Source organism: Maritimibacter sp. DP1N21-5, assembly GCF_019218295.1.
GTDB lineage: Bacteria > Pseudomonadota > Alphaproteobacteria > Rhodobacterales > Rhodobacteraceae > Maritimibacter.
Genome location: NZ_JAHUZF010000006.1, coordinates 1,345,874 through 1,364,562 on the forward strand (window position 1 = coordinate 1,345,874; position 18,689 = coordinate 1,364,562).

At 64.2% G+C, this 18,689-nt stretch carries 16 protein-coding genes; 7 read left to right on the forward strand and 9 right to left on the reverse strand.

Annotation, left to right across the window (positions count from 1 at the left end):
• Window positions 1-20 precede the first annotated feature (20 nt).
• The 3 genes from KJP29_RS14285 to KJP29_RS14295 form a co-directional block, all read right to left on the reverse strand.
• On the reverse strand, window positions 21-671 hold the full coding sequence (locus KJP29_RS14285; RefSeq protein WP_218464203.1) for a hypothetical protein: 651 nt from the start codon (window positions 669-671) through the stop codon (window positions 21-23).
• A 345-nt stretch (window positions 672-1,016) separates the two neighbouring features.
• The gene (locus KJP29_RS14290; RefSeq protein ID WP_255553717.1) at window positions 1,017-1,568 is read right to left on the reverse strand and encodes a peptidylprolyl isomerase; all 552 of its coding nucleotides are present in this window, start codon (window positions 1,566-1,568) and stop codon (window positions 1,017-1,019) included.
• A 64-nt stretch (window positions 1,569-1,632) separates the two neighbouring features.
• Window positions 1,633-2,139, reverse strand: coding sequence for a peptidylprolyl isomerase (locus KJP29_RS14295; RefSeq protein ID WP_218464205.1), 507 nt, complete (start codon window positions 2,137-2,139; stop codon window positions 1,633-1,635).
• A 166-nt stretch (window positions 2,140-2,305) separates the two neighbouring features.
• Here KJP29_RS14295 and pgk point away from each other — a divergent pair, with 166 nt between their 5' ends.
• Together pgk and KJP29_RS14305 are read left to right on the forward strand one after the other, a co-directional pair.
• Window positions 2,306-3,499: a phosphoglycerate kinase gene (gene pgk, locus KJP29_RS14300; RefSeq protein ID WP_218464206.1), complete on the forward strand. Its 1,194-nt coding sequence runs from the start codon at window positions 2,306-2,308 to the stop codon at window positions 3,497-3,499.
• Window positions 3,500-3,616: 117 nt separating this feature from the next.
• The gene (locus tag KJP29_RS14305) at window positions 3,617-4,507 is read left to right on the forward strand and encodes a fructose bisphosphate aldolase (protein ID WP_218464207.1); all 891 of its coding nucleotides are present in this window, start codon (window positions 3,617-3,619) and stop codon (window positions 4,505-4,507) included.
• Between the two features lie 61 nt (window positions 4,508-4,568).
• On the opposite strand, the gene KJP29_RS14310 is transcribed toward KJP29_RS14305, so the two are convergent.
• Window positions 4,569-6,179, reverse strand: a complete 1,611-nt coding sequence (locus tag KJP29_RS14310) for an acyl-CoA dehydrogenase family protein (RefSeq protein ID WP_370630876.1) — start codon at window positions 6,177-6,179, stop codon at window positions 4,569-4,571.
• 183 nt (window positions 6,180-6,362) lie between these two features.
• Between KJP29_RS14310 and KJP29_RS14315 the strand changes: the two genes are divergently transcribed.
• From KJP29_RS14315 to KJP29_RS14335, 5 genes are all read left to right on the forward strand, one after another.
• Entirely contained in the window at window positions 6,363-6,665 is a 303-nt protein-coding gene (locus KJP29_RS14315) for a septum formation initiator family protein (protein WP_218464209.1), read from the forward strand.
• A gap of 258 nt (window positions 6,666-6,923) precedes the next feature.
• The gene (pdhA, locus tag KJP29_RS14320; protein WP_218464210.1) at window positions 6,924-7,913 is read left to right on the forward strand and encodes a pyruvate dehydrogenase (acetyl-transferring) E1 component subunit alpha; all 990 of its coding nucleotides are present in this window, start codon (window positions 6,924-6,926) and stop codon (window positions 7,911-7,913) included.
• A 20-nt stretch (window positions 7,914-7,933) separates the two neighbouring features.
• A complete protein-coding gene (locus KJP29_RS14325; RefSeq protein ID WP_218464211.1) occupies window positions 7,934-9,331 on the forward strand; it encodes a pyruvate dehydrogenase complex E1 component subunit beta in 1,398 nt (465 codons plus the stop codon).
• A 12-nt stretch (window positions 9,332-9,343) separates the two neighbouring features.
• Window positions 9,344-10,651: a pyruvate dehydrogenase complex dihydrolipoamide acetyltransferase gene (locus KJP29_RS14330; RefSeq protein WP_218464212.1), complete on the forward strand. Its 1,308-nt coding sequence runs from the start codon at window positions 9,344-9,346 to the stop codon at window positions 10,649-10,651.
• 154 nt (window positions 10,652-10,805) lie between these two features.
• Window positions 10,806-11,147: a carboxymuconolactone decarboxylase family protein gene (locus tag KJP29_RS14335; protein ID WP_218464213.1), complete on the forward strand. Its 342-nt coding sequence runs from the start codon at window positions 10,806-10,808 to the stop codon at window positions 11,145-11,147.
• Window positions 11,148-11,849: 702 nt separating this feature from the next.
• On the opposite strand, the gene cysE is transcribed toward KJP29_RS14335, so the two are convergent.
• The 5 genes from cysE to KJP29_RS14360 form a co-directional block, all read right to left on the reverse strand.
• On the reverse strand, window positions 11,850-12,668 hold the full coding sequence (gene cysE / locus KJP29_RS14340; protein WP_218464214.1) for a serine O-acetyltransferase: 819 nt from the start codon (window positions 12,666-12,668) through the stop codon (window positions 11,850-11,852).
• Between the two features lie 109 nt (window positions 12,669-12,777).
• Window positions 12,778-16,704, reverse strand: a complete 3,927-nt coding sequence (locus KJP29_RS14345) for a glycoside hydrolase/phage tail family protein (RefSeq protein ID WP_218464215.1) — start codon at window positions 16,702-16,704, stop codon at window positions 12,778-12,780.
• Between the two features lie 3 nt (window positions 16,705-16,707).
• Entirely contained in the window at window positions 16,708-17,169 is a 462-nt protein-coding gene (locus tag KJP29_RS14350) for an NlpC/P60 family protein (RefSeq protein WP_218464216.1), read from the reverse strand.
• Complete coding sequence (locus KJP29_RS14355; protein ID WP_218464217.1) at window positions 17,166-18,053, reverse strand: DUF2163 domain-containing protein; 888 nt, start codon at window positions 18,051-18,053, stop codon at window positions 17,166-17,168. Before KJP29_RS14355 ends, KJP29_RS14350 begins: the two co-directional genes overlap by 4 nt.
• Complete coding sequence (locus KJP29_RS14360) at window positions 18,053-18,685, reverse strand: DUF2460 domain-containing protein (RefSeq protein WP_218464218.1); 633 nt, start codon at window positions 18,683-18,685, stop codon at window positions 18,053-18,055. The genes KJP29_RS14355 and KJP29_RS14360 overlap by 1 nt, the downstream gene beginning before the upstream one ends.
• Between the last annotated feature and the right edge of the window lie 4 nt (window positions 18,686-18,689).

The following is an 18,689-nucleotide window of genomic DNA, read 5'->3' on the forward strand; positions in this document are numbered from 1 at the left end:
GCCTGCCCTATGAGGCGGCGTCAATCGAGCGGCAGGAACAGAACGTCGTCGGCCGTGATGTCGTGGTCCCCGTCGAGCGTGGCCACGAGAACACCGTCCACTTTGACGCAGATGGCGTCGACTGCTTCATCGTAGCGGACCCATACCGAGGGTGGCATGGCATCGCCGGTGTCGGGATCACGCTTGGGCAAATAGTGGATCTGGAGCGTGTCGGTTTCGGCATCGAAGTCCATGATCCGGGCCGCGCCGGTGTCCGTGACGTCGTAGATGTCGACACGAACCTGCTCCGTACCGCCAGCGCCCAAGTCGATGTCATCGAGCCAGACTGACTCGTGGCCCTCTTCCTGCTTGTCCGGGATGTCGTCATCAGCGGCGACCAACGCGTCTTGCCCCAGAAGCAGGACATCGGGCCAGGTGTCGTCTTCGACGGGTTCATCCTCGATCGTCTCGACCAGCGCGTCGCCACCCTCACGCATGAAATAATCGAGCGCGCTTTGCAACAGGACGTCCTCGCGGTCGTCTTCATCACCGCCTGACTCGTCGGCAACGAGCAGGTCATCGTCGTAGTCCTCGAACGCTTCCGTCGTCCCGTCGGGCTCCGAATCTTTCGCCGCTTCGGTGGATCGTCCACCGAAATCGAAGAGGCCGGATGGTCCGAAGAACTGGAACATGATGAACCCTTGGATGCTGATGTCACCAAACAACTTGGCGACAACCGATTGTTGCGTTGCCTGAAACGGTGGCCTGCAATTCGGAGCAATCTAAGGAAACAAGATGAAATTTTTCGGCGATAACTGCCGCAATTCAGTGAAAACGCTTTGTTAACTCGGGGGGTGCGATGTTACTCTCCCAATACTTGGGGAGATAACATGAACAGCTTGCTTCGGAGACACAGCCTTCCTGTGATGGAATGGCTTTTGTTCTGCGCCTTTTTGATCGCGCTTGCCACGGTTTGACGTGGACCGGTCGGTCCGCATGTGCGGGCCGACCATTCATAAGGGATCACCGCGACCCTGTCAGTTCGACAGGACGCGGACGCTTTCCATCACGTCGGGCTGACCGACGACTTCGCCATTGCGACCGGTGCCGCGCTTGATCGCGTTCACCACATCCATGCCGGACGTCACGCGACCGACCACGGTATACGACCCGTCCAGATGCGGCGCGGGGTCGAACATGATGAAGAACTGCGAATTGGCGGAGTTCGGATCCTGCGACCGCGCCATGCCGACCACGCCGGGCTGGAAGCTCTCCGACGAAAACTCGGCCGGAAGGTCCGGATAGGACGAACCGCCCGTGCCCGCCATGCGCATGTCGCCGCCCATCTTGCCGTGCTCCACGTCGCCGGTCTGCGCCATGAAGCCGTCGATCACGCGGTGAAAGACGACGCCGTCATAGGCGCCTTCGCCCGCAAGCGTCACGATACGCTCGACATGTTGCGGCGCGATGTTCTCGCACAGCTCGATCACGACGGGGCCGTTCGCCTCGCCCGCCACTGTGACTTCGATCTGCGGGCCACCCGCTTCGCAGGTCTCGGCGGTCTGCGCGGTCGCCCCGCCGACGGTCATGAAGTAATAGGCCACCACCAGCGCGACGCCGGAGAGAAACGCGACCCACCAGGCCATCCAGCTCTTAGACATCGGCGGCCACCTTCACGGAAATCATCTTGTCCGGATTGGCCGGCGGCTCGCCCCGCACGATGGCGTCCACATGTTCCATCCCCGAGATCACGCGGCCATAGACGGTGTATTGCCCGTTCAGGAAATGGTTGTCCTTGAAGTTGATGAAGAACTGCGAGTTGGCGGAGTTCGGGTTGGCTGAGCGGGCCGCGCCCAGCGTGCCACGATCATGCGGCAGCTTGGAGAACTCGGCCGAAAGATCGGGAAGATCCGAACCACCGGTGCCCGCGCGCCGGACGTTGCCGCCACCCTCGAGATTGCCGTGCTCCACATCGCCGGTCTGGGCCATGAAGCCCTCGATCACGCGGTGGAAGACGACGCCGTCGTATTTCCCGGCGCGGGCCAGTTCCTTCATCCGCTCGGCGTGCTTCGGCGCGACGTCGGGCAGAAGTTCGATGGTGACGGGGCCGTCTTTCAACTCGATGATGACGGTGTTTTCGGGATCCTTGATCTCGGCCATGATGGCTCCTTTCATATTTGGCCGGGAAAGTAGGGGTGCCGCGCGCAAGGCACAAGCAAATACCGTGTGACCGGAACGCCCTTGCGCGAGGCGCCACCGGCGGTCAATCGCCTTGTATTCCCTGCTTCAACGGTGTTTGTCAGGGTAACGGAGCAAGGAGACTGGGATGAGCTGGAAAACGCTGGACGACATGGACCTTGACGGCAAGACAGTGCTGGTGCGCGTCGATATCAACGTGCCGCTGGACGACGCAGGCAACGTCACCGACGCGACCCGTATCGAGCGCATCGTGCCCACCGTCCGCGACATCCTCGACAAGGGCGGGATGCCTGTGCTTCTGGCCCACTTCGGCCGCCCCAAGGGCCAGGTCGTGCCGGACATGTCGCTGTCGCGTCTGGTTCCAGCGCTGGAAAAGGCCATCGGCGTGTCGGTGAAATTCGCCGAGAACTGCATCGGCGGTCCCGCCAAATCCGCCGTTGCCGCGCTGCAGCCCGGCGAGGTCCTCCTGCTCGAGAACACCCGTTTCCATCCCGGCGAGACCGAGAACGCGCCGACCTTCGCCGCCGCCCTGGGCGCGCTCGGCGAGGTATATGTGAACGACGCCTTCTCTGCGGCACACCGGGCCCATGCCTCGACCGAAGGCGTGGCGCAGCTTCTGCCCTCCTGCGCGGGACGGCTCATGGAAGCCGAGCTGAAGGCGCTGGAAGCGGCCCTGTCAGACCCGATCCGTCCGCTGACAGCCGTCGTGGGCGGCGCCAAGGTTTCGACCAAACTAGAGCTTCTGGGCAACCTTGTGGAAAAGGTGAATTACCTCGTCATCGGGGGCGGCATGGCCAATACCTTCCTCTCCGCACAGGGCATCGACGTTGGCAAGTCGCTGTGTGAACACGATATGGCCGACACGGCGCGCGAGATCATGGAAAAGGCTGCCGCTGCGGGCTGCGAGATCGTGCTGCCCGTGGACGTGGTCGTCGCGCACGAGTTCAAGGCCGGCGCGCCGAGCGAAGTGGTCGCCGCCGACGCCTGCCCCGCCGACGCGATGATCCTCGACGCCGGCCCCGACACCGTCGCCGCCATCGGAGCTGTGTTCGACAAGTCGCGCACGCTGATCTGGAACGGCCCGCTCGGCGCCTTCGAAATCGCGCCCTTCGACAAGGCCACCGTCGAGGCGGCCAAGAAGGCCGCCGAAATGACCCGCGCCGGCACGCTCGTCACGGTGGCCGGCGGTGGCGATACGGTCGCAGCCCTGAACCACGCGGGCGCGGCGGAGGACTTCACCTATATCTCGACGGCGGGCGGCGCCTTTCTCGAATGGATGGAAGGCAAGACCCTGCCCGGCGTCGCCGCGCTGGAGGGCTGACTCTGCCCCCAAGGTGCCTTTCCACGGGAACCTGAGAACCGTTAGCGCAACCCGAATTGCCCTTTTCCCAAGGCTTTCGTAGGACTTGGGAAACCATGACATTCTGGAGAGTTCCCGATGAGCACAGCCGCGATGCGCGCGCAGATGAAAACCGGCAAGGGCTTTATCGCGGCCCTCGACCAATCCGGCGGCTCGACACCCAAGGCGCTGCGCCTCTACGGGATCGAGGAAAGCGCCTATGGTTCGGAAGACGAGATGTTCGACCTCATCCATGCCATGCGCGCGCGCATTGCACAGGCGCCTGATTTCACCGGCGACAAGGTGATCGGTGCGATCCTCTTCGAAATGACCATGGACCGCGATATCGGTGGCAAACCGTCGGCCGCCTACCTGTGGGAAGAACGCCGCGTCGTGCCTTTCCTCAAGGTCGACAAGGGGCTCGAGGCCGAGGAGAACGGCGTCCAACTCATGAAACCGATGCCGGGTCTCGACGAACTCCTCGACCGCGCCGTGGCGCAGGGCGTCTTCGGCACCAAGATGCGCTCCGTCATCTCCGCCGCAAACAAGGCCGGGATCGACGCCATCGTCGCCCAGCAATTCGAGGTAGGCGACCAGATCCTCGCCAAGGGGCTCTGCCCGATCCTCGAACCCGAAGTGACCATCACCATCGCCGACAAGGCCGAGGCCGAGGATCTGCTCAAGACCGCGATCCTGAAACACCTCGACGCGCTCCCCGAGGGCACCGAGGTCATGCTGAAACTGTCTCTCCCCACCAAGCCCGGCCAATACGCCGAGCTTATCGCCCATCCCAAGGTCCTGCGCGTCGTGGCGCTGTCGGGTGGCTACGGGCGTGACGAGGCCAATGACCTTCTGTCGAAGAACGAAGGCATGATCGCAAGCTTCTCGCGCGCTCTGACCGAAGGTCTCTCGGCGCAGCAATCGAACGAGGACTTCAACGCGACCATCGGTGCCGCCATCGACGGCATCTATCGCGCCTCGATCACCTGAGCCTTTCATCGTTCTGAAAATACTCAAGGAAGCGGCCGCCATCACGCGGCCGTTTTCCGTTTCAAAGCCGCGCGAGCAGGCCCTCGGTATCGAGCCCCGCGACCGCGCCGGGCACCAGACCCCGCTCCATCGACACCCGCGTCGCGATCCAGCCGTCGGCTACGGCGGGCTGCCCCTCACGGATCAAGACGCTCGCCACCAGAAGCCCCGCGAGGCTCTCGACGAACCAGCGCGCCTCCGCCTCGTCCGGGAGTCCCGGCCAGCGCGCGAGATGCGCGGCGAGCCCCGCGTCGTAGCGCCGGTCGGCCCCGGTCGCGGCCTGCAGTTCTTCGCGCAGCGTGTCACACGCCAAGGGCTCCCGCGCCAGAGTGCGCAGGATATCGAGGCAGATCACGTTGCCCGATCCTTCCCAGATCCCGTTCAGGGGCGCCTCGCGGTAGAGCATCGGCATAGGCGTCTCCTCGACATAGCCCATGCCCCCGAGGCACTCCATCGCCTCCACGATCACCACCGGCGCGCGTTTGTTCGACAGGAACTTGGCCAGCGCCACCGCGATCCGCGCGAAGGCCCGGTCGCCCTCGCCCCGCGCGTCAAAGGCCCGCGCCGCCCGCATCCCGAGCGCGAGCGCCCCTTCCCAATCGAGCACCAGATCTGCGACGACCGCCCGCATGAGGGGCTGGTCGATGAGCCGGCGCTGAAACGTGCGCCGCCCGGACATCCAGTGGTTGACCTCGACCAGCGCCGCCCGCATCAGACCTGCTGGCGCCATCGCGGTGTCGAGCCGGGTGTGATGCACCATCTCGATGATCGTCGCGACCCCGCGTCCTTCTTCACCCAGACGATACGCCAGCGCGCCGTGATACTCGATCTCGGAACTGGCGTTGGCGCGGTTGCCGAGCTTGTCCTTGAGCCGTTGCAGCCGGATCCCGTTGCGCCCCTCCTCGGTCCAGCGCGGCACGAGAAAACAGGTGAGCCCGCCCTCGGCCTGCGCGAGAGTCAGAAAGCCGTCGGACATGGGCGCCGAACAGAACCACTTGTGCCCCGTCAGCCGATAATCGTCGCCGTCGCGAACCGCGCGCGTCGAGTTGGCCCGCACATCCGAGCCACCCTGTTTTTCCGTCATCGCCATGCCAAGCGTCGCCGACCGTTTCTCGCCGACTGGTGCGATCGTGGAATCATAGTCGTCGGACAAAAGCTTCGGCCGCCAGAGCGCCGCCAGATCGGGCGCGGCTTCGAGCGCGGGCACGGCGGCATAGGTCATCGTGAGCGGACAACAGACCCCAGGCTCGACCTGTGAGAGCATATAGACCATCGCGGCATGGGCTGCATGCCCGCCCTCTCCGCCAGCCCAGGCCACATTGGCATAGCCCGCCGCCGTCCCCGCCCGCATCACCTCGTGATAGCCCGGATGGAAGCGGACCTCATCCAGCCGCCGCCCGGCCCGGTCAAAAAGGTGCAACTCCGGCGGATGTGCCCGCGCGGCCTCGCCCGCCGCCCGCAGCGCCTCGGCCCCGAAAGCCGCGCCTGCCGCGGCCGCAGCCGCTTCATCGCCGCCCGCCGCCCGCAACCAATTACGAAGCGCGCGGTCCCCTTGCCAAAGGTCCCCCGCCGGGGGCGGACCCGGCTGGTTCTCGACCTCATGTGTGCCTAGGGATGTGACGGGTGCGGGCATGGTCATTCCTCCTGCCGCGACCCTACGCCCGGAGCGCGACGCCACAAAGCCTGACGTTGCGGGGGTTTATTTCGAAGTCGTGACCTGAAGGGGATTCACAGGGCGAATCGCCTGTGTCATAGTGCTGGAAAGGCACCCGGAAGAGGTGCCTCGATACGAGCAGTTCAAAGGCAGATCAGGATCATGCGCGGCTTTCGCAAACAATCCGGCTTCGGTGGCGTGCTCTACTTCCTCGGGCTGATCTGCGCCGGGACCTATTTCACCTTCGCCTCCGTTCAGGGCGACTACGGCCTGTTCCGCCGGATCGGCATCGACGCCGAGGCGCAGGTCCTGCGCGAAGAGCGCGACCGGCTCGCCGCCGAAATCGAGGTCCTCGAAAACAAGACCCAGCGCATGTCCGACGGCTTCCTCGACCTCGACCTCCTCGACCAGCAGGCGCGCTCGGTCCTGGGCATGGTGCGCGCCGACGAAATCGTGCTGCGCTAAGCCCTTCATCGCTTTCCAAATACCTCAGGGGGGTCGCGCGGCACGCGCGAGGGGGACAGCGTCCCCCGCCGCCGGGACAGCGCCGAAGGCGATGCCCGGCAAAGCCTGCGCGCGAAGCGCACAATCCGGCACCGTCCGGACCACGCGGCACACCGCGCGAAATCACCTCGCGAAAATCCATGCTCGCCTCACGATCAATTTTCGTTTATGAGATAGTTTAACGTTAAACCAATTTTCGGAACGTGGAGGAGAGGCCCCATGGCGACCGCCAAAAGCGCCAAAAAATCAAACACATCCAAGGACGAATTGCTGCAGTATTACCGTGACATGCTGCTCATCCGTCGATTCGAGGAAAAGGCCGGCCAGCTCTACGGAATGGGACTCATCGGCGGGTTCTGTCACCTCTACATCGGGCAGGAAGCCGTCGTGGTGGGCCTCGAGGCCGCCGCGGACGAAGGCGACAAGCGCGTGACCTCCTACCGCGACCACGGCCACATGCTCGCCTGTGGCATGGACCCCAAGGGCGTGATGGCCGAACTCACCGGGCGTGAGGGCGGCTATTCCAAGGGCAAAGGCGGCTCGATGCACATGTTCTCGACCGAACGCCATTTCTACGGCGGCCACGGGATCGTAGGCGCGCAGGTGCCGATCGGCGCTGGGCTTGCCTTCTCGGACATGTACAAGGGCACCGACCGCGTCACCTTCACGTACTTCGGTGACGGCGCCGCCAACCAGGGCCAGGTCTATGAGACCTACAACATGGCCGAACTCTGGAACCTGCCGGTCGTCTTCGTGATCGAGAACAACCAATATGCAATGGGCACTTCGGTCAAGCGGTCGACCAAGTCGCCGTCGCTCTGGGAACGGGGTGCGGCCTACGGCATCGAGGGCGAAGAGGTCGACGGGATGAGCGTGCTCGCCGTCAAGGAAGCGGGCGAGAAGGCCATCGCGCACTGCCGCGCCGGCAAGGGCCCCTACATTCTCGAGATGAAGACCTACCGCTACCGTGGCCACTCCATGTCCGACCCCGCGAAATACCGCACCCGCGAAGAGGTGCAGAAAATGCGCGACGAGAAGGACCCGATCGAGAACGTCCGCGAGATGCTCCTCACCGGCAAACATGCCAGCGAGGACGAGCTCAAGGCGATCGACAAGGAGATCAAGGACATCGTCAACGAGGCCGCGGAGTTCTCCCGCGAAAGCCCGGAACCGGCGCTCGATGAGCTCTGGACCGACATTTACGCCTGAGTGACGAGGGAGAGAGACAGATGGCAACCGAAATTCTCATGCCCGCACTGAGCCCGACCATGGAAGAGGGCACGCTGACCAAATGGCTGGTGAAAGAGGGCGACGAAGTGAAGAGCGGCGATATTCTCGCCGAGATCGAGACCGATAAGGCGACGATGGAATTCGAAGCCGTGGACGAAGGCGTCGTGGGCAAGATCCTGATCGCCGAAGGCACGGAAGCGGTGAAGGTGAATACCCCCATCGCGGTGCTCATCGAAGAAGGCGAAAGCGCCGATGACATTCAGGCGTCCTCCGGCGGGGAAAGCTCCGGCGGCGACACGTCCGAGGCCAAGTCGGACGACGCTCCGTCGGACGAACCCGTCGCTTCCAACCCCGGGTCGGCCACCATGCCCGAACCCGAGACCCCCGAGGATCCCGAGATCCCCGAGGGCACCGAGATGAAGACCCAGACCGTGCGCGAAGCCTTGCGCGATGCCATGGCCGAGGAAATGCGCTCGGACGAGATGGTCTTCCTCATGGGCGAGGAAGTCGCCGAGTACCAGGGCGCCTACAAGGTGTCCCAGGGTCTGCTCGATGAATTCGGCTCAAAGCGCGTGATCGACACGCCGATCACCGAGCACGGCTTTGCCGGTCTCGCCGCGGGCGCCGCGATGGGCGGCCTTCGCCCCATCGTCGAATTCATGACCTTCAATTTCGCGATGCAGGCCATCGACCACATCATCAACACCGCTGCCAAGACGCGCTACATGTCCGGCGGCCAGATGAGCGTGCCAATCGTGTTCCGTGGCCCCAACGGTGCCGCCGCCCGCGTGGCCGCTCAGCACAGCCAAGACTACGCAGGCTGGTATGCGCAGATCCCGGGGCTCTGGGTTGCGATGCCCTACTCTGCTGCCGACGCCAAGGGGCTCATGAAATCCGCGATCAAGTCGGACAACCCAGTCGTCTTCCTCGAGAACGAACTGCTCTACGGGCAGTCCTTCGAGGTGCCGGTGCTCGATGACTATACGGTGCCGTTTGGTAAGGCGCGGATCTGGCAGAAGGGCGACGATGTCACCATCGTCTCCTTCGGGATCGGCATGAAATACGCGCTCGAGGCGGCGGCAAAGCTCGCAGAAGACGGGATTTCCGCCGAGGTCATCGACCTGCGCACCCTGCGTCCAATGGACACCAAGACCGTGGTGGAAAGCGTCAAGAAAACCAACCGCTGCGTGACGGTGGAAGAAGGCTGGCCGGTGGCGTCCATCGGGTCCTACCTGTCGTCGGTCATCATGCAGGAGGCCTTTGACTACCTCGACGCGCCGGTCATCACGCTCACGGGCAAGGACGTGCCCATGCCCTATGCCGCGAACCTCGAAAAGCTCGCGCTCGTCACCACCGCCGAGGTCGTCGAGGCGGCCAAGTCGGTCTGCTACAAATAAGGGGGAACGGATATGCCAACGGAAATCCTGATGCCCGCACTTTCTCCGACGATGGAGGAAGGCACGCTGGCCAAGTGGCTGGTGAAAGAGGGCGACGAAGTCAAATCCGGCGATATCCTCGCCGAGATCGAGACCGACAAGGCCACGATGGAGTTCGAGGCCGTGGACGAGGGCGTGATCGGCAAGATCCTCGTGGGCGACGGGTCGGAAGGCGTCAAGGTCAACACCCCCATCGCCGTGCTGCTGGAAGAGGGTGAAAGCGCGGACGACATTGGCGACGTGTCGGCCAAGCCCGCAGCCCCCGCCAAGTCGGAAGAGAAAGCCGAAGCCAAGGCCGAAGCGCCCAAGGCCGAAACCAAGGCTCCTGCGGCAGGCAAGGACGACAAGGGTGGTCGCATCTTCGCTTCGCCCCTCGCCCGCCGGATCGCGGCGGACAAGGGCATCGACCTGTCGGCGCTCAAAGGCTCCGGCCCCAAGGGCCGGATCGTGAAGGCCGACGTCGAGAACGCCAAACCCGGTCAAGCGCCTGCGAAGTCGGATGCACCCAAAGCCGAGGCAGCCAAAGGTGCTTCCCCGGCCCTCGCCGCTGGTCCGTCGACCGATGCCGTCCTCAAGATGTATGAGGGTCGGCAGTTCGAAGAGGTCAAGCTCGACGGGATGCGCAAGACGATTGCCGCGCGTCTTACCGAGGCCAAGCAGACCATCCCGCATTTCTACCTGCGCCGCGACATCAAGCTCGACGCGCTGATGAAATTCCGCTCGCAGCTCAACAAGCAGCTCGAGGGGCGCGGAGTGAAGCTGTCGGTCAACGACTTCATCATCAAGGCCTGCGCGCTGGCCCTGCAATCCGTGCCGGACGCGAATGCGGTCTGGGCAGGCGACCGGGTGCTCAAGCTCAAGCCCTCGGATGTGGCGGTCGCCGTCGCCATTGAGGGCGGGCTGTTTACGCCGGTTCTGAAGGATGCCGACATGAAGTCGCTGTCGGCGCTGTCGGCCGAGATGAAGGACCTCGCCACTCGCGCCCGCGACCGCAAATTGGCACCCCACGAATATCAGGGCGGCAGCTTCGCGGTCTCGAACCTCGGCATGTTCGGCATCGACAACTTCGACGCGGTGATCAACCCGCCCCACGGCGCGATCCTCGCGGTCGGGTCGGGCGTAAAGAAGCCGGTCGTGAACGATGCGGGTGAGATCGAGGTGGCGACCGTGATGAGCGTGACCTTGTCGGTCGATCACCGGGTCATCGACGGGGCGCTCGGGGCGGAACTGCTCAAGGCCATCGTCGAAAACCTCGAGAACCCGATGGTGATGCTCGCCTGATCGGCTGCATCCGCGAAACAGGGGCCGCGCAGACACCTGCGCGGCCCTTTTTCATGCGGTGCGGGGAGCGGTAATATTCAGCTTTCTTGATGTGTCTCAAAGTGAAGGCGCGGTGAGCGCGATAGCAGAAGGAAAATTCACAGGAGTTTTCCCGATGGACTATGCTTCCTACCTCGCCAATACGGCCGCCAACCTGGACAAGGTCCGGAAGATCGAGCCGGAGACCGCGGCGGGCTTTGCCGCCATGCACCGGGCGGCCTTTTACGACGGTGACGTGTCCAAGAAACACAAGGAACTCATGGCGCTGGCCATCGCGGTCGCCAAGGGCTGCACCGACTGCATCGGGTTCCACGTGCGAGCGGCGATAAAGGCCGGTGCCACGCGCAAGGAGATGACCGAGATGATCGCGGTCGCAGTGCTGATGGGCGGGGGCCCAGCCTACATGTACGGAGCCCATGTGATCGAGGCCTACGACCAGATGGCGCAACCGGCCTGAGCGCAGCCACAAGGCAAAAGAAAAGAGCGCGGGGTCTGTCACCCGGCGCTCTTTTGAATTTCTTTCGGTCTTTGCGACCTTTTTTCTGCCTACCTCAGGCACCCGACGATGCGGGTGAGTTTGCGACCCTCAGGCCGCGATGGCCACCGCGTAGAGCGCAGCGAAACCGAGCACAGTGGCAATCCACATACGAAGCATGATGGTCCCCGTTCCTTGTTTTTGATGGGCACACTCTTACTTGGCTTTTGACGAATGTCATTGTTTGAGATCAAACATGCGCGAGCTTTCGCCTATGATACCCGGCGGATCATATTCCCGAGCGATTTCAATGGAGTTTACGTCTGGGAAGGATGGGGTCGATGGGTCAGTTCCGGGGCTGCGCCCAATGCCCAAAATGAACCCGGGGTCGCAATCCTGCGCCCCGGGTTCAACTAATCAGGACTCCCACCGTTCGTCAGACGAGCATGGCAAGCGCCGCGCTGGCGGCGACCCAACCGAAGGTGATGATGGCGAAGGGTTTCATTGCAGTCTCCCAAGTGTCTCGATGGCCCGACAATGGCGGGCGGTTGCTTAGGAAACGGTGAAGCCCCCGCGAAAGTTCCAAGGCGCAGCGACCAGATGTTGTAAAAATGAAAGCGGCCCCCACTAGGGAGCCGCTTCGTCACATCTCTCGCGAAGTTGACGCCGCCAGTCGTGCCGCGTTCAATCCTCCGAGTTCTGACCACCGAACATGTGGTTCATGGTCACGGAAGGATGGGCGCAACCCGCCTCGCCCACCACCTTTGCGGGCACACCGGCCACGGTCGTCGCCGGCGGAACATCGGCCAGCACGACCGAGCCCGCGGCGATGCGCGAGCAGCAGCCCACGCGAATGTTGCCCAGCACCTTGGCCCCGGCCCCGATCAGGACTTCGTCCTCGATCTTGGGATGCCGGTCCTCTTCTTCCTTGCCGGTGCCGCCCAGCGTGACCGAGTGCAGCATCGAGACGTTGTTCCCCACGACGGCGGTCTCACCGATCACGATGGAATGCGCGTGGTCGATCATGATGCCCTTGCCGATTCGCGCTGCGGGGTGAATGTCGATGCCATACACCTCGGAGCAACGCATCTGCAGGAAATAGGCGAGGTCGTGACGCCCCTGTTCCCAGAGCCAATGCGCGAGGCGGTATGCCTGCATGCCCTGGAACCCTTTGAAATAGAGCATGGGCTGGAGGAAGCGGTGGGTCGCGGGGTCACGCTCCATCACGGCCGAGAGGTCGGCACGCGCGGCCTCGACCAACTCGGGCGACACCGCATAGGCTTCGTTCGCGACTTCGCGCAGCACCATCATCGACATTTCGTTCGACGACAGCTTCGCCGCGATCCGGTAGGACAACGCCTTTTCCAGCGACTTGTGGTGCAGGATACAGGCGTGGATCAACCCGCCCATGAGCGGCTCGTGCGCCACGGCCTCATGCGCTTCCGAAATGATCTGGTCCCAGACGGGGTCGACGACACGGGGTTTCGGGTTCCGTTCGGCCATGGGGGCCTCCATCCTTATTGCATCTTGGGTATATGGCAGGTCCTGCGCAGAATCCAAATGCAAAGCCGTGATCTTCGTCCTCACGGCCCGGAATGAAGGCCCCCGACCGTCATGCCACGTCTATGCGGGTGCCGGGCCCGGGTCCGAAGCTCATGGAGAGCTGCGACACCTCGACCGAAAAGGCGGTGCTCACACCATCCGCCAGTCGGTCCGGTTGCGTATAGGTCCAGCCGGGCGTACCGACCGTCGCCTCGCGCCGCAGCGCGCCGCCCGCGAAGACCTTGACGAGATACTGCTCCGCATCCTCGCCCAGCGGCACCTCCACCCCTTCCCAGCTGTCGCCGTCGATCCGCGTGCGCCGGATCCAGCGCAGGGTCAGGTCGCTTCCGGACCAGACCGCCGACAGGTGCGCGGGCGCATAGGGCCGCAGGCCGACGCCGGCGATGGTCTGAACCTCGTGGACGTAACTCTCGTCGTCGAGGCTCTGGCTCGCGGGTCCGGTGCGGTAGTGCCGTTCAAGCCCCCGTTCCGACCGCGCCAGCGCCAGTTGCTTCACACTCTTGTCGAGAAAGACGACGGTCGCCCCGACCTCCCACTGAGGCGGGATGAAGGCGTCGCTCCCCGCCTGACCGCGCAGCCGGCCACGCAACTCATAAAGGTTTTCACCGATCAGCTCGGCATGGGCGAACTGGAATACCTCCCATCCATCAGGGCCTCCAAGTCCGATGGCCGCGACGTTGGAACCGTTGAGCATTGCCGCCTCGCCCGAGGACGATACCGCGCCTTGGGTCAGCCGCACGCGCAATGCCGGACCGTTGTCGATGACGCCGGGTCGGGCATAGGGCAAGACGCTCTCGGTGATCCCGACGCGCGCAGGAGCACCGAATACCGTGTTGAGCCGATAGCCGTCGTCGGAGACCGACGAGAAGACCGCGACCGGACCGGGCCAGGGATCGGCGGCGATGGCCATATGCGGGCGATGCGGCTGTTCGGTCCCCTTCAGAAGCGGCAGATCGAGCCAGATCGGCAGAACCGGGATGACGGGCGTGAAGGCGGTGGGCGCCACCTCTGCATCCACGCCTTCGGAGGGCTCGAAGATGCCGGGCTCCACCCGCACTGCCTGAACGATCTGGACGCCAGCCTGTTCGATACGGTCGAGCCGAAAGTGCTCGGTGCCCCCAGGCGTATCGATCGACACCACGTCCCCCGCGCGGTGGCCCAGCGCCGAGGGCGGCACGGCGAACCGTGCGGTATCCCGCGACACCCGGGACTGGGCGAGCCAGCGTTCCGTCATCGCGCTCGCCTCGACCTGTGTCAGGACCAGCGGCAGGTCAGTAGACGACACGCCGACGACGGGGTCGTCCGCGAAACGGGCCTCGGCGGCACGGATCTGGTAGTCACCGAACGCCTCCGTATAGTTCAGCCGCACACGGCCCACCATTTCTGCCTCGGGCGCCCGGGTGAACTCGAGGTCGCCCTCCACCTCTCCCGAAACCGCCAGCGTCTCGGGGGTGATCTCGCCATCTGGGTCGCCATAGCGTGAAAAGAACTCTATCCGCCCGTCGCGTTCGGCCGCCTCGAACCCATAGGCGAGCATGAGGGGTTGTAGCGCCGCGCGCGCATCCGACACCTCGTTCACGGCATAGCCATGGACAATGCCATAAAGCCGCTTGGTATCGAAATCTCGCAGTCCCGAGCGCAGGCAGATCTCTTCCACCACGCTCGCAAGACTCCGCGACGTGGCGCGACCGTTGAGCCAATGGCCCTTGGCATAGTTCTCCCAATCCCCCCAGAGCTTCCGGTTCTGGGGAAACCACGGAAACGGCCGCGCGTCCCAGGCCCAGACATGGGCGCGGCTCATATCCACCATCTGCACCTGCGTTGCCGGGTGGGTCGGGTTGTTTGCCGGGTCCTCCCAGAATTCGCGCATCGCGCGCAGGTATTGCATCTGGATGACATCGTCGCGAAAGCCGTTGGAATAACGGGGCAGCGCGCTCTCGGAGCTCTTGGCGTCGAGGAACTTGTTGGGTTCGTTCGTCGCCTTGTCGACCGCCGCACAACCCATTTCCGTGAACCAGATTGGCTTCATTCCCGGCTGCCAGTCGGTCGAAGTCGCGACCTTGACCCCGCCCTGCCGCTCGAAATGCGGGTTCTCCCACCACGACCTTATGTCCTTGTAGCGAAACACCCAGTCCTCGCCGTAGGCGCCATCGGTGATCGGCGTGCGCAGCTGGATCGCGCGGGCACCGGGCGCGTGGTAATACCAGTCGTATCCCTCGCCCCCCAGGATATTGGCCTTGAGATAGTCGGGATTGTATATCGACCCCCAATGCGCATCCGTATGGTCGGGACAGTCGCGCCAGTCCGACAGAGGCATGTAGTTGTCGATTCCGACGAAGTCGATGTTCTCGTCGCACCAGAGCGGATCGAGGTGGAAGTGCACGTCGCCCGATCCGTCCTGCGGGTGGTAGCCGAAGTATTCCGACCAGTCGGCGGCATAAGAGACCTTGGTCTTCGGGCCGAGGATCGCCTTCACGTCCGCGGCCAGCGTGCGCAGCGCCGCGACCGCCGGGAATGTGCCCGAGGCCCCACGGATCGTCGTCAGCCCGCGCATCTCCGACCCGATGAGGAAGGCATCGACCCCACCGGCGGCTTTGCACAGATGGGCATAGTGGAGGATAAACCGGCGGTAGCTCCATTGTGCGGGGCCGCTGAAGCTCACCCCTTGGGGCGTTTCCACGAACTGAGCGCGACCTGCGGTGCCGAAGAAGCCCGCAACCTCGGAACTCGCAGCCGCGGTTCCGTCCGGCGAGCCAGCCCGCCCCGGTGCGATCGAACTCGTGATCCGGCCCCGCCAGGGCAGCGCGGGTTGCCCGGGATCGTCGGAATAGGGGTTGGGCAGGCTGTTGTCCGCAAGCTGCTCCATCAGGATGAAGGGATAGAAGGTCACGGCCTTCCCGCGGGCCCGAAGCCGCTTGATCGCCTGTATCACGGCATTGTCCGATGGCGTGCCCCCATAGACGGCCTTGTCGTCCAGTTTCGGCACCAGCGCCGCCTCGGACCGGGTCAGACCCGACACCGACCATGGCATTTCCAGACCGTCGGAGGCCTTCTGATCCACGCGTGGCACAATCTTGCAGGAGCCCGCGCGCAAATCGGTGCCGAACCAGCTCACCACGAGGGAAACCGCCTCTAGGTTCGGCAGTTCCTCGTCCATCTGGGCGACCGAGACCGCGAAATCGGTGCCGGGCAGCGGCGCGTTCTGGTTCACGGGCGTCTTCTTCCCCGGGCCGCCGCCAAAATGCACACGTTGTGTCGCCAGCGCGTATTCCCCCGTGCCCGGGATGAGCGCCACGGCCCGCGTGCCACGCGCGGTATCCCTGCGCTGGTCAGGCTGTTCGGGGCGGAACACCTCGAAATTCAGGACCGGCACCCGGTTGTTCCAGCGTGTGAGGTCGAGGTTCTCGATCACCACATAGGCAGTGCCGCGAAAGGCCGGCGCGGAACCTGCGCCCATTCGGGCCGAAATCGCAGGGTCCGGAAGCTGTTCTTCGTCGCCCCGGTAGACGCGCATCGCGATACTGTCGGCACGGATCTCTTCGCCATCGGCCCAGATCCGCCCGACATGCGTGATCTCGCCCTCGCAGAGCGCGATGGCGAGGGTCAGGCTGTAGCTGTATTCGGTGAGGGTCGACTGGCTGCGCTGCGAGGCGCCCTTGCCCGATCCCTGTTCTTCCTGATCCGAGATCGTGCGGTGTTCGCGCACCTTGTCCGCCCAGATGACCTGCCCGCCGACGCGAAACCGTCCGTAGATCCGGGGGATCGCAGCACCTTCGGAGACCCCGGTGATGCGCAGACGGTCGACCCGGCCGGTTTCGACCGCCTCCGACCCTTCGCCCATCAGGCGGTTGTCGATGGCCCGTCCGATGATCGCGCCGACCGCGCGACCGATGACAACGGAAGAGGTGCCCAGAAGCGAGCCGCCGATGGACGAGCCGATGGCGGCCCCGGCCGCGGACAGAACAATGGTAGCCATGGCTTAGTCTTTCTGATTGGGCGTGAACGTTGCTTGGTTCGGAAAGCGGAAGTAACCGACCGCACGGCGCTGCCACGGAAGGGAAAACGGGCTTTCGACGACGCCATGCCCCGTGTAGGCGTGAATGAACGTGGGCGCAGAGCCGACTTCGGCCACGACGCCCAGATGCTTGGCCACCGCGCTGTCGCGCATCCGAAGAAGCACGATGTCACCAGGCTGCGGGGCACCATTCGCCGGATCGAGGTAGAGCCCCGCCCCGCGCATCAGCGCCTCGTCACGGGCCGCTTCCGACCAGTCGGGTGTATAGGCGGGCAGCGTCACCGGTTCGTCCCCGACGACCGCCCGCCAGATCCCGCGCACGAGGCCCAGGCAATCCGCCCCCGCGCCACGGCATGACGCCTGATGGACATAGGGCGTGCCAAGCCACGACCGCGCTTCGGCCACGATATCCGTCGGCCCGCTCATTTCGCGTCGCTCGTGGTGTCTGTGGTGGTCCCACGCACTGGCACAGACAAGAGCCGGTCCTCGCCGGGAATGGAGGGGAAGCCCCGGAAGTTGAGGATATTGTCGAACTTGGCCTTGCAGGTGCCCGGTTGCTTGTCGCAGCCCGCGACGATGCGCACCCGGTCGCCAGGCACAATCGCCGCGCGCAACTCCTGCCAGAGCGCCACGTCGCGCCCCACCGCACCCCTTCGGTCGTTCTTGATGACGCCGGTCAGCCCCTCGGCCGCCCCCGACAACACACGCAAAATGCCGCGCTCATACCAGCGATCCTGCGGGTCCTGCGTGGCCGAGAGCACCAGCTTCGTGCCGTGGTCGACGCTCACGACCTCGGCGTCATCCGTGAACCCGATCTGGCCGACATCGAAGCGGCATTTGCCATCGCCAAGAACCGCCGAGCAGCTCTTCTGGTAGACGCGCCCCTGCGGCTGGTTGAGCACCTCGGCCAGACCCAGAAGCTCTGCTCGAAAGGCACCCCCCGAGCGCGTGATCTCGCCCAAATGGCCACGAAACAACATCATCCGCTCGCTCACATCCGCCCAGTTGACGAGCCAAACTTCGACCTCGGCGCCGTCGAAACGCCCGGCACGGATATCGGCCTCGGTCACCGAGACATCCGACAACGCACCCAGCGCTTCGGTATTGTCGATGGACAGGCCCGTCGTCTGCAGGAAGGCCCGGGCAGAGAGTCCCGTATCGGCCCGGTAGGTCAGATCGTCGAAGGTCAGATCCCCGTCATGATCGGTGAACCCCCGGCTCCAGCCATCGCGTCGCGTCAGCCTCCAGCAGCGCGCGAGCGTGGTGATCCCGCTCGCCAGATGATCGAGAAGTGCCTGAGAAACCGTCATCAGATACGCACCTCTACCACCGGAACGCTCGGCACCTCTCCCGCCTGGAAGCTCGCGACCGACGTCTGGATGCGGTCCGTATCAAAGCGCACCGGCACGTCGAACTCGAACCCCGCGGTAATAATGGCGCCCTGCGCCGGGGCGTCCTTGAAGATCACCTCGCCGGTCGATGTATCCACGTCGAAGTCAATGGTCTCGATTTGCGGATCGCCCTGGATCGCGACGCGCAGGCTGCCTTCGACTGGTTTACGGATCGGCCTCACATAGGAAAATGTCCCGCTCTCGTAAGTCTTCTGGACCTTGTAGACCCTCGTGATCCCGTCGCCGTCGCCCAGCTTCTGATCCATGTAATCCGGCGTCGCGGAAGGCACGCAGGATTTGAAATCCGACCAGTCCTTCCAGCGAAACCCGAAGAGCTGCCCGCGCCGCGCCTCGAAGAAGGCGATCATCACCTCGACATCGTCGAGCGAGCGCATTCCCAGCCCCGCATCATAGCGCCGCAGCGAATGCTGCCAGGGCGTGTTGCGCTCCTCGAACCCGTTGGCAAGCGTCACGACCTCGGTGCGCCGTTCCGGGCCACCGATGGAGCCGAAGCTCAATGTCGGCGGAAAGCGTATCTCGTGGAACTTCATCTAC

Bases quoted from the DNA above. Each gene is read 5' to 3' on its own strand.
- KJP29_RS14285 (WP_218464203.1), bottom strand. From the start codon at position 671: ATGTTCCAGTTCTTCGGACCATCCGGCCTCTTCGATTTCGGTGGACGA.
- KJP29_RS14290 (WP_255553717.1), bottom strand. From the start codon at position 1,568: ATGACCGTCGGCGGGGCGACCGCGCAGACCGCCGAGACCTGCGAAGCG.
- KJP29_RS14295 (WP_218464205.1), bottom strand. From the start codon at position 2,139: ATGGCCGAGATCAAGGATCCCGAAAACACCGTCATCATCGAGTTGAAA.
- pgk (WP_218464206.1), top strand. From the start codon at position 2,306: ATGAGCTGGAAAACGCTGGACGACATGGACCTTGACGGCAAGACAGTG.
- KJP29_RS14305 (WP_218464207.1), top strand. From the start codon at position 3,617: ATGAGCACAGCCGCGATGCGCGCGCAGATGAAAACCGGCAAGGGCTTT.
- KJP29_RS14310 (WP_370630876.1), bottom strand. From the start codon at position 6,179: ATGCCCGCACCCGTCACATCCCTAGGCACACATGAGGTCGAGAACCAG.
- KJP29_RS14315 (WP_218464209.1), top strand. From the start codon at position 6,363: ATGCGCGGCTTTCGCAAACAATCCGGCTTCGGTGGCGTGCTCTACTTC.
- pdhA (WP_218464210.1), top strand. From the start codon at position 6,924: ATGGCGACCGCCAAAAGCGCCAAAAAATCAAACACATCCAAGGACGAA.
- KJP29_RS14325 (WP_218464211.1), top strand. From the start codon at position 7,934: ATGGCAACCGAAATTCTCATGCCCGCACTGAGCCCGACCATGGAAGAG.
- KJP29_RS14330 (WP_218464212.1), top strand. From the start codon at position 9,344: ATGCCAACGGAAATCCTGATGCCCGCACTTTCTCCGACGATGGAGGAA.
- KJP29_RS14335 (WP_218464213.1), top strand. From the start codon at position 10,806: ATGGACTATGCTTCCTACCTCGCCAATACGGCCGCCAACCTGGACAAG.
- cysE (WP_218464214.1), bottom strand. From the start codon at position 12,668: ATGGCCGAACGGAACCCGAAACCCCGTGTCGTCGACCCCGTCTGGGAC.
- KJP29_RS14345 (WP_218464215.1), bottom strand. From the start codon at position 16,704: ATGGCTACCATTGTTCTGTCCGCGGCCGGGGCCGCCATCGGCTCGTCC.
- KJP29_RS14350 (WP_218464216.1), bottom strand. From the start codon at position 17,169: ATGAGCGGGCCGACGGATATCGTGGCCGAAGCGCGGTCGTGGCTTGGC.
- KJP29_RS14355 (WP_218464217.1), bottom strand. From the start codon at position 18,053: ATGACGGTTTCTCAGGCACTTCTCGATCATCTGGCGAGCGGGATCACC.
- KJP29_RS14360 (WP_218464218.1), bottom strand. From the start codon at position 18,685: ATGAAGTTCCACGAGATACGCTTTCCGCCGACATTGAGCTTCGGCTCC.